We start from the raw sequence: 9,938 nt of genomic DNA on the forward strand, positions 1-9,938 counted from the left end.
GTCGCGCTCGGCGGGGACGACGAGCCCGCCGAGAAGAAGCCCACGGCGACCGCGGCCGCCGCGCCGCCGGCGTGGACGGCCGCGCTGGGCCGCAGGCTCAAGCGCGGGACGGGCCTGCGCTACAACGGGACCCTCACGCTGAAGGGCGGCACCGTCCGGGCGCGCCTCCAGGTGGCGCCGTCGGGTTCGGCGACGGGGCGGCTGGTCGCGGGCACGCTGACGGCGGACGTCGTCGCGATCGACGGCACCACCTACATCAAGGCAGGGCTCGCGTTCTGGCGCGCCTACGCCGGCGAGGTCCCGCACCCCGACTACTACGCGGGGCGCTGGTCGAAGGCGCCCGCGTCGATGCCCGGATTCGACGTGCCGGGCGTCCTGGGGCCCGAGGCCATCGCGAAGGCACTGGCCAAGACGTCGGGGAACCCCCCGACGGAGGACGTCGGCGGCGTCCGGGCGTACCGCGTCACGACGCCGGCCGCCGACTACCTGGTGACGGCCGCCGCCCCGTACCGGCTGCTGGCGGTGCGCCCGGCCGGGCAGAACGCGCCGGACTTCACCGCCGCGCCCGTGGCGGCGCCCGCGGCGATGTTCGCCGAGCTGCGCCCGCGGGTGGCCGCGCTCGGCGGCGCGGGCGACCCGACCGTGCGGTTCCGGCCGGGGACCCTGACGTTCAGCGACTGCGACCAGAACACCAACGGCTGCACGGTGAAGCTGCCCGCCACGATGACCGTGCCCTCGGGGCCGGTGCCGGAGGGCGCGCGGGCCGCGCTGCGGGCGTCGATCACCTCGCGCGGCGCGCCGCTCGGCTCCTGCGAGGCGTCGGAGCAGGTCGGGACCGGCCGCTCGGTGCTGCTGGGCTGCACCGTCACCGGCCGGCTGTGGCGGACGTGGATGAAGAACGCGCTCGACAACCCCGGCTCCTACCCGTACGAGGCGTCCGCCCGCGTCGTCGGGGAGGCGCTGTCCGCGGCGGACGTGCCGAAACTGCTCGCGCGGGTCGACCGCGAGCGCAAGGCCGTGCTCAAGCCGAAACCGGCCACGCCGGGACCGTCCGCCACGGGCGGGACGGAAGGGACGCAGGGGCCGTCGGCGAATCGGTCAGAAGGTGCGGAGGCGGCTACATCTCAGTCACCGGGACGCCCGTGACGCGTGCATCCCGGGTCGGTGCGGTCCGCCTTTAGCCTCGCTGTCTACACTTCGGGACGTGAACTCCACGCCCCTGGGGAGCCGCGGCTCCTCGACGAGCCCCGCGCGGCGGCTGGTGCGGCGGCTGCACGTCGACCTGTGCCGGCAGCGCAGCAGCCTGTGTTCGGGATGAACTAGGCGTCCGCCCCAGGTCGTACCTCCCGGTGAGCGGTCGTCCCGATAGCACCATCCGATCCCGGACATACCATGAAGGTAAGCCTAAGTAGCATCACGATCCCGGGTGCCTCCCCCGGGACGGTTGCTGCCCGTCGAGGAGGTCTTCCTCTGTGACCAAACAGGTCCAGCAACTCGACCGCGTCATCATCCGCTTCGCCGGCGACTCCGGCGACGGCATGCAGCTGACCGGTGACCGCTTCACGCAGGAGACGGCGGCGTTCGGCAACGACTTGTCGACGCTGCCGAACTTCCCGGCCGAGATCCGCGCCCCGGCCGGGACGCTGCCCGGCGTGTCCAGCTTCCAGCTGCACTTCGCCGACCACGACATCCTCACCCCCGGGGACGCGCCCAACGTGCTGGTCGCGATGAACCCCGCCGCCCTCAAGGCCAACCTCGCGGACCTGCCGCGCGGCGCCGACCTCATCGTCAACACCGACGAGTTCACCAAGCGCAACCTCGCCAAGGTCGGCTACGCCGCCAGCCCGGTCGAGGACGGCTCGCTGAGCGAGTTCCGCGTGCACGCGCTGCCGCTGACCTCGATGACGGTGAAGGCCCTCGAGGACTTCGACATCTCCAAGAAGGACGCCGAGCGCGCGAAGAACATGTTCGCGCTGGGGCTGCTGTCCTGGCTGTATCACCGTCCCACCGAGGGGACGCTCGGCTTCCTGGAGAAGAAGTTCGCCAGCAAGCCCGAGATCATGAAGGCCAACATCGCGGCGTTCCAGGCGGGCTGGTCCTACGGCGAGACCACCGAGGCGTTCTCGGTGCAGTACGAGATCAAGCCGGCCGAGCACGCGCCCGGCCTGTACCGCAACATCACCGGGAACCTCGCGCTCGCGTACGGGCTGGTCGCCGCGGGCGTGCAGAGCGGGCTGCCGATCTTCCTCGGCTCGTACCCGATCACCCCGGCGTCCGACATCCTGCACGAGGTGTCCAAGCACAAGAAGTTCGGCGTGCGGACGTTCCAGGCCGAGGACGAGATCGCCGCCGTGGGCGCGGCGCTCGGCGCCTCGTTCGGCGGGTCGCTCGGCGTCACCACGACGTCCGGTCCGGGCATCGCGCTGAAGAGCGAGACGATCGGGCTCGGCGTCGCGACCGAGCTGCCGCTGCTGGTCATCGACGTGCAGCGGGCCGGGCCGTCCACGGGCCTGCCGACCAAGACCGAGCAGGCCGACCTGCTGCAGGCCATGTTCGGCCGCAACGGCGAGGCCCCGGTGCCGGTGGTCGCGCCGCAGTCCCCGTCGGACTGCTTCGACGCGACGATCGAGGCCGCCCGGATCGCGGTGAAGTACCGCACCCCGGTCATCCTGCTGTCGGACGGCTACCTCGCGAACGGCTCCGAGCCGTGGAGGCTGCCGGACGTGGCGTCGCTGCCGAAGATCGAGCCGAACTTCGCCGCGCCGTCCCAGGAGGACTTCCAGCCGTTCAAGCGCGACCCGGAGACCCTCGCCCGCCCGTGGGCGATCCCGGGCACGGCCGGGCTGGAGCACAGGATCGGCGGCCTGGAGAAGGCCGACGGGTCCGGCAACATCTCCTACGACCCGTCCAACCACGACACCATGGTCCGGCTCCGCCAGGCCAAGGTGGACGGCATCGCGAACGACATCGAGCCGCTCGCGGTGGACGACCCGTCCGGCGCGGCCCGCGTGCTGGTGATGGGCTGGGGCGGGACGTACGGGGCCATCTCCGCGGCCGTCCGGCGGGTCCGCTCGACCGGCCGGGACATCGCGCAGGCGCACGTGCGGCACCTCAACCCGTTCCCCGCGAACCTGCCCGAGGTGCTGCGCTCCTACGACAAGGTCATCGTCCCGGAGATCAACCTCGGCCAGCTCGCCCTGCTGCTGCGCGGCCGGTTCCTCATCGACGTGATCGGCTACAACCAGGTCCGCGGCCTGCCCTTCAAGGCGGAAGAGCTGCAGGGCGTCATCCAGGATGTGATCGACAGTGAGTGAGAACGGCTCCCCCAACGGCAACGGCGCCGTCGCCAACGGGAACGGCGCCAACGGGAACGGGAACGGGAACGGGAGGTCGCTGCTCTCCCTCGTCCCGAAGACCGACCAGAAGCAGACGCTGAAGGACTTCAAGACCGACCAGGAGGTGCGCTGGTGCCCCGGGTGCGGTGACTACGCGATCCTCGCGGCCGTCCAGTCCTTCCTGCCGGAGCTCGGGCTGCGCCGCGAGAACATCACGTTCATCTCGGGCATCGGCTGCTCGTCGCGGTTCCCGTACTACATGAACACCTACGGGTTCCACTCGATCCACGGCCGCGCGCCCGCGATCGCGACGGGGCTCGCCACGTCCCGCCCGGACCTGTCGGTGTGGGTGGTGACCGGTGACGGCGACTCGCTGTCGATCGGCGGCAACCACCTGATCCACGCGCTGCGCCGCAACGTCAACCTGAAGATCCTGCTGTTCAACAACCGGATCTACGGGCTGACGAAGGGGCAGTACTCGCCGACGTCCGAGCTCGGCAAGATCACCAAGTCGACGCCGATGGGGTCGCTGGACGCCCCGTTCAACCCGCTGTCGCTCGCGATCGGCGCGGAGGGGACGTTCGTCGCCCGCACCATCGACTCCGACCGCAAGCACCTGCAGTCGGTGCTGCGGGCCGCCGCGCAGCACCGCGGCACCGCGCTCGTCGAGATCTACCAGAACTGCAACATCTTCAACGACGGCGCGTTCGACCCGCTGAAGGACGCGGACGTCCGCGACGACGTCACCGTCCGGCTGGAGCACGGGGAGCCGATCGTCTTCGGAGCGGACCGCTCCAAGGCGCTGCGCCGCACCCCGGCCGGGTCGTTCGAGGTCGTGAAGACCGCGGACGTCGACCCGTCCGAGATCGCGGTGCACGACGCCCACGCCGCGGACCCGTCGCAGGCGTTCGCGCTGTCGCGGCTGGACCAGCCGGCGTTCGAGCACACCCCGATCGGCATCTTCCGGGACGTCGACCGGCCGTCCTACGACGAGCTGATGCGGGCCCAGCTCGACGAGGCCGTCGCGAAGCAGGGCGAGGGCGACCTCGCCGCGCTGCTCGGCTCCGGCGACACCTGGCGCATCGACTAGTCCACGGCGCGACCTGACCGCTTTTGCGGAGGCCCGGTCCCGGTTTGTCCCGGGACCGGGCCTTTTCACGCCTATTGCACACGTATTGAATAGCGGGGAACGGGGCACTGATGCTCATGACGGCCGTCGGACGCGTCGCCGCGGTCTCTGGGCGGGACACGGTCTTCACACGAGACACGGTGCGGGACGGCGTCTCACCCTGACAGACTGTCGGAGATCATGGAGCCGGGAGGTGACGATGCGGGTCATTCCGCGCCGTAACAAGGATCGTCCAGGGGACGAGTCCGCGTCGCCTCCTGGTGAAACGGCGCCTCCCGCTCCCGCATCCCCCACCGATGCCACGCAACCCGTCGGCAAGGCCGAGCCGGGCGGTACCGAAGTGCGGCCGGATGCGGCCACACGGCCACTGCCGGCGGGTGGCGCGGGTGGCGCGGGCGGCCCGCAGGAAGCGCTCGGGCAGGAGAGCTCGCCGGGCGGGGTGCAGACGGAGACGGCCACCGCGGTACTGCCCGTCCCGGACGACGAGGCCGCGCGGCGGCGGGCGCGGGCGGCGGAGCGCCGGCGGCAGGCGGCGGAGGTCAAGCGGAGCCGGGCCGGACGGCGCCGGCCCCGCCGGCAGACCGTCCCCCCGACGCCGGCCAAGGCCGCCGACCAGCACCGGTCGGCGCTGCTCATCATGGTGCTGACGCTGGGGCTGCTGATCGCGGCCGTCGCGGTGACCGGCGGGCTGATCGCGTCCTCGATGCGGACCCGGCCGGTGGCACTGGCCGCGCCGCTGCACATCTACCCCGTCTCCGAGGCGACGCCGGGGCCGTGCCCCGCCGGGACGGCGGGGATCACCGGGCAGGCCGGCACCGGCCCGACCTGCTACCGCCTCACCCAGGGCATCGCCATCCACAAGGTCGCCGGCCTGCGCGTCCAGAAGTCGCGGGTGAAGCCGGGCGGCTACGACGTGGCGCTGACGCTGCGGCCGGTCGACCGGGACGCGTTCGCCCGGCTGACCCGCGCGACCGTCGGGCGCGACCTCGCGTTCGTCGTCCGCGACCGGCTCGTCACCCTGCCCCGCGTCGACATGGCCATCACCGACGGGAAGGTCGTCGTGACCGGCTCGCCGGACCGGACCACCGCGAACCGGCTCGTCCGCGACCTCAAGGGCGGCCGCTAGGCCCCCGGTTCAGCCCGCCGGGAGCTCCTCGCCCTGGACGGCCTGGATCTCCAGCTCGGCGCGCAGGCTCTCGCCGACCATCGCGACGCCCGCCTCCAGGATCTGGTTGAACCGGATGCCGAAGTCGGCGCGGCGCAGCTCGGCCGTCGCGCGGAACGCGGCCCGCACGCCGCCCCACGGGTCGGTGCCGCTGCCGAGGTAGGTCAGGTCGAGGTCGACCGGCCGCGTGATCCCGTTGAGGGTGAGGCGGCCGTGCACCGTCCAGCGGTCGGGCCCGGCGGCGGTCAGCCCGTCGCCCTCGTAGCTGATGTACGGGTTGGCGTCGGCGCTCAGGAAGTCGGCGGAGCGCAGGTGGTCGTCGCGCATTTTGTTGCCCGTGTCGATGGACGCGGCCTCGATCCGCGCCGTCACCCGCGACGCCTCGACCGGCTCGGCGACCTCGATCCGCCCCTCGAACGCGGCGAACCGGCCGCGGACGCTGGACAGGCCGAGGTGCTGCGCGACCGCGCCGACCGCCGAGTGCGCCGGGTCGATCGTCCAGGTGCCGGGCGGCGGCAGCGCGGTGCCGCCGGCGCGGCCGAGCACCACCTTCCCGATGTCGGCCGTGCCGGACGTCGACACGATCAGCGTCGCGGCGGCCGGCTGGAAGCCCATCGCCGTCACGATCACCGTGTAGGTGCCGGCGGGCAGCGGACCGGCGGCGAGCACGCCGTCCTCCCCGGTCCGCTCCCGCGCGACCTGGTTCCCGGCCAGGTCGGTCACCGTGACGACGGCGTGCCGCACCGCCCAGCCGTCCTTCGTCCGCACGGTTCCGCGCAGACCCCGCTCAGCGTCCTTCAACGGCCCGCACTCCAGCTTCGTGTCGGCCGGGCCGCCGCCGGGCGGCCCGGGATCGAGTCGGTCATTCGTCGGGGTAGCCGAGCTCGAGGTCGTGCTCGTCGAGCCCACTGCCCGAAAGCGACAGACCGGTCGCGACCGGAGGATAGCCGGACGCGATCACGGTGTACTGGCCGCCGGTCAGGTCGGTGAACGCGTACTCGCCGTCCGGGCCGGTGATCACCATCGCGACGACGTTGCCGGCGGCGTCCACGAGCGTGACGCGGGCGTCGCCGACCGGGTCGCCGGACTCGGTGCGGACCGTGCCGCGGATCCGGGCGCCGGGCGGCATCTCCACGTCCTGCCGGGTCTGCCCGTTGCCGACGACCTCGACCGGCAGCGCGACCGGGCGGTGCGCGGCGGCGGACACGGCGAGCGTGTAGGCGCCGGAGGTGATGTCCTTGAACAGGTAGCGCCCGTCGCCGTCGGTGCGGCCGGTGCCGACGACGTCGCCGCGCACGTCGGTCACGACGACCATGGCGTTCGCGAGCGGGGCGCCGTCGCCGCCGCGGACCGTCCCGGCGAGCCCGCCGTTGCCCGCGAGCAGCAGGTCGAAGTCCACCGGCCGGTCGCCGACGACGAGCGTCGCGGCCTGCGGCTCGTGCTCGCCGGTCGCGGCGATCAGCACGTAGCTGCCGGGGCCGGGGGTGGGCAGCGCGTACCGGCCGTCCTCCTGGGTGACCGCGCGGGCCAGCTGGTGCCCGTCCACGCCGATCAGGGTCAGCGCGGCGGACGGGACGGGCGCGCCGTCGCCGGTCCGCACGACGCCGCGCACGGGGACGCCGCCGTCGTGGCCGCCGTGCCCGTTCTGCTGCGCGAGGAGCCGCGCCTGCGCCGCGAGGTCGGACGCGGCCGGGGCCGCCGCGGGCGCGGGCGGGGCGGCGGTGGCGAGCCGCGCTTCGGGGTCGTGGCCGTTGTCGCGCGCGTGCCGGCCGGCGCCGACCGCGCCGACGGCGCCCGTGTGCGCCACCGGGGCCGGGGGCCGGACGACGCCGTCCTCGCCGGGGACGGCGCCCGCCGGGGGCTCCTTGGCGGCGGCGGCCTTCCCGCGGTCGGCCGAGCCGCGCAGCGGCAGCTCCTTCAGCGCGAGGACCGCGATGAAGCCGATCACCGCGACGGGGACGCCGACCAGGAAGACGGCCTCCATCGCCTTGGTGAACGCGTCCTGGATGATCCCGTGCAGCGGCTCGGGCAGCTTCTGGATCTCCTCGGGCGAGCCCAGCTCCCCGGACGCGCCGGTCGGCATCGGGAGGCCGGCGGCGCGCAGCCCGGACGCGATCTCGTCCGCCACCCGGTTGGTGAGGATGGCGCCGAACGCGGCCACGCCCATCGCGCCGCCGAGGTTGCGGAAGAACGAGACGCCGGACGTGGTCGAGGCCAGGTCGGCGGGCGCGGCGGCGTTCTGCGCGGCCAGGATCAGGATCTGCAGCGTCAGGCCCATCCCGACGCCGAGGAGGGCGAGGTCGGCGCCGATGAGCAGCTCGGACGAGTCGGTGTGCAGCCGCGACAGCAGGTACATCGCCACCGCGATGCACACCATGCCGATCACCGGGAACAGCTTGTAGCGGCCGGACCGGGTGACGATCTGCCCGGAGCCCGTCGAGGTGATCAGCATGCCGAGGACGAGCGGCAGCGTCATCAGCCCGGACGCGGTGGGGCTCATCCCCTTGACGATCTGCAGGTACTGCGGCATGTAGATCATCGCGCCGAACATCGCCATGCCGACGCAGATGGAGACGAACGAGGTCAGCACGAACGTCGGGTTGCGGAACAGCCGCGGCGGCAGGATCGGGTCGTGCGCGATGCGCTCGGCGACGACCGCCAGCACGGCCAGCGCGGCGGCGGCGCCGAGCATGATGTAGGTCCACTTGGAGTTCCACGCGAACTCCGTGCCGCCCATCGACAGGACGAGCATCAGCAGCGCGGCGGCGCCGGTGATGGTGAACGCGCCGAACACGTCCACCCGGGTGTCGCGCTTCACCTTCGGCAGCTTCAGCACCCGCTGGATGACGAGGAACGCGACGACCGCGAGCGGGACGCACACGTAGAAGCACCAGCGCCAGCCGAGGCCGTCGGCGTCCACGATGAACCCGCCGAGCAGCGGGCCGGCGACCGTCGAGACGCCGAACACGGCGCCCATGTAGCCGGCGTAGCGGCCGCGCTGGCGGGGCTCGACGACGTCGCCGAGGATGACCTGGGCGAGCGCGGACAGGCCGCCGACGCCGAGGCCCTGGAACGCGCGGGCGGCGATGAGCTGGCCGATGTTCTGCGACAGCCCGGCGCCCACCGAGGCCAGCACGAAGATCAGCAGGGCGGTCTGGAACATCAGCTTGCGCCCGGCGATGTCCGACAGCTTGCCCCACAGCGGGGTCGAGGCGGTCATCGTCAGCAGCGACGCGCTGGCGACCCAGGCCAGCTGGTCCTGGCCGCCGAGGTCGCCGACGATCGTCGGCAGCGCCGTCGCGACGACCGACGTCGAGATCATCGACGTCAGCATCGCCATCATCAGGCCGGCGAGGATCTCCAGGATCTGCCGGTGCGTGTAGTGCGGTCGCGCGGGCTCGGACGCCGCCGGGCCGTGCGACGCCACGCTGGTTCGAGCCACCCTGCCCCCATGCGATACGGAATTACCTGTGCCGTGCATGTATCTTAGGTAGACGCTTGTTTACTTGCAACTCGTTGGATACTGAACACTGACCGTTACCGACAGTTCCGGGGATGGGGATGCGGGTCGAGGACGAGCGCGCGAGCGCACCCGAAACGAGTGCGCCCGAGGCGGACGCGCCCGCGGCGAGCGGGCCGGGGGCGGCCGGCCGGCGGCGGCCCAAGCGGGACCGGGAGGCCACCCGGCGGCGCATCCTGGAGGCGGGCCGCGACCTGTTCGGCGAGCACGGCTACGACGGCGTCACCGTCCGCATGATCGCGGCGCGGGCGGAGGCGAACGTCGCCCTCGTCAACCGGTACTTCGGCTCCAAGGCGGCGCTGTTCGAGGAGGTCCTCGCCGGCGAGTCGGTGATCCGCGGCGTCATCGCGGGCGACCCGGCCGGGCTGCCGCGCCGGCTCGCCGAGCACTTCGTCCGGCAGATCGACCAGCGCCCCGTCACCACCATGTCCCGGATCCTGGACCGGTCGGCCGGCCAGCCCGAGGTCAAGGAGGCCCTGCTCCACTACCTGGAGGACCGGATCGTCCAGCCGATCATCGCCCAGCTGGACGGCCCGGACGCCCGCGCCCGCGCGCTGCTCGCGTCCACGATCATCATGGGCGGCGGGCCCGTCCGCCGGCTGTTCGGCCTGGACGACCTGCGCGCCGCCGACCCGGCCGAGGTCACCGACCGCCTCACCGCCATGTTCACCGCCGCGCTCGGCCCGCCCGTACGCCACCGGGAGTAGCGCGGCGCGGCCGGCTCGGCCTGAAGGCGGAGCGGCGCGCCCGGCACCCCGGCATAGGGTTGTCGACCATGAGGCTGGGGGG

At 73.0% G+C, this 9,938-nt stretch carries 7 protein-coding genes; 5 read left to right on the forward strand and 2 right to left on the reverse strand.

The window, feature by feature from the left end; genetic code table 11:
* The 4 genes from ETD96_RS45235 to ETD96_RS33600 all read left to right on the forward strand — a co-directional run.
* Positions 1–1,146: LolA-like protein (locus tag ETD96_RS45235; RefSeq protein WP_171069364.1), on the forward strand; the 1,146-nt coding region annotated here is incomplete at its 5' end.
* Between the two features lie 326 nt (positions 1,147–1,472).
* Positions 1,473–3,314 carry a 2-oxoacid:acceptor oxidoreductase subunit alpha gene (locus ETD96_RS33590; protein WP_138640513.1) on the forward strand — a complete coding sequence of 614 codons (1,842 nt, stop codon included), beginning with the start codon at positions 1,473–1,475 and terminating at the stop codon, positions 3,312–3,314.
* Positions 3,315–3,393: 79 nt separating this feature from the next.
* Entirely contained in the window at positions 3,394–4,425 is a 1,032-nt protein-coding gene (locus ETD96_RS33595; protein ID WP_138640517.1) for a 2-oxoacid:ferredoxin oxidoreductase subunit beta, read from the forward strand.
* Positions 4,426–4,903: 478 nt separating this feature from the next.
* Entirely contained in the window at positions 4,904–5,590 is a 687-nt protein-coding gene (locus ETD96_RS33600; protein WP_138640514.1) for a SecDF P1 head subdomain-containing protein, read from the forward strand.
* A 9-nt stretch (positions 5,591–5,599) separates the two neighbouring features.
* Here ETD96_RS33600 and ETD96_RS33605 read toward each other — a convergent pair whose 3' ends face one another.
* A complete protein-coding gene (locus ETD96_RS33605) occupies positions 5,600–6,430 on the reverse strand; it encodes a YceI family protein (RefSeq protein ID WP_240808414.1) in 831 nt (276 codons plus the stop codon).
* A 61-nt stretch (positions 6,431–6,491) separates the two neighbouring features.
* Positions 6,492–9,071: an MFS transporter gene (locus tag ETD96_RS47970; protein WP_338072629.1), complete on the reverse strand. Its 2,580-nt coding sequence runs from the start codon at positions 9,069–9,071 to the stop codon at positions 6,492–6,494.
* Positions 9,072–9,184: 113 nt separating this feature from the next.
* Here ETD96_RS47970 and ETD96_RS33615 point away from each other — a divergent pair, with 113 nt between their 5' ends.
* Positions 9,185–9,856: a TetR/AcrR family transcriptional regulator gene (locus tag ETD96_RS33615; protein WP_240808415.1), complete on the forward strand. Its 672-nt coding sequence runs from the start codon at positions 9,185–9,187 to the stop codon at positions 9,854–9,856.
* The last annotated feature ends 82 nt before the right edge of the window (positions 9,857–9,938 follow it).

The organism is Actinomadura geliboluensis, assembly GCF_005889745.1.
GTDB classification, from domain to species: domain Bacteria; phylum Actinomycetota; class Actinomycetes; order Streptosporangiales; family Streptosporangiaceae; genus Spirillospora; species Spirillospora geliboluensis.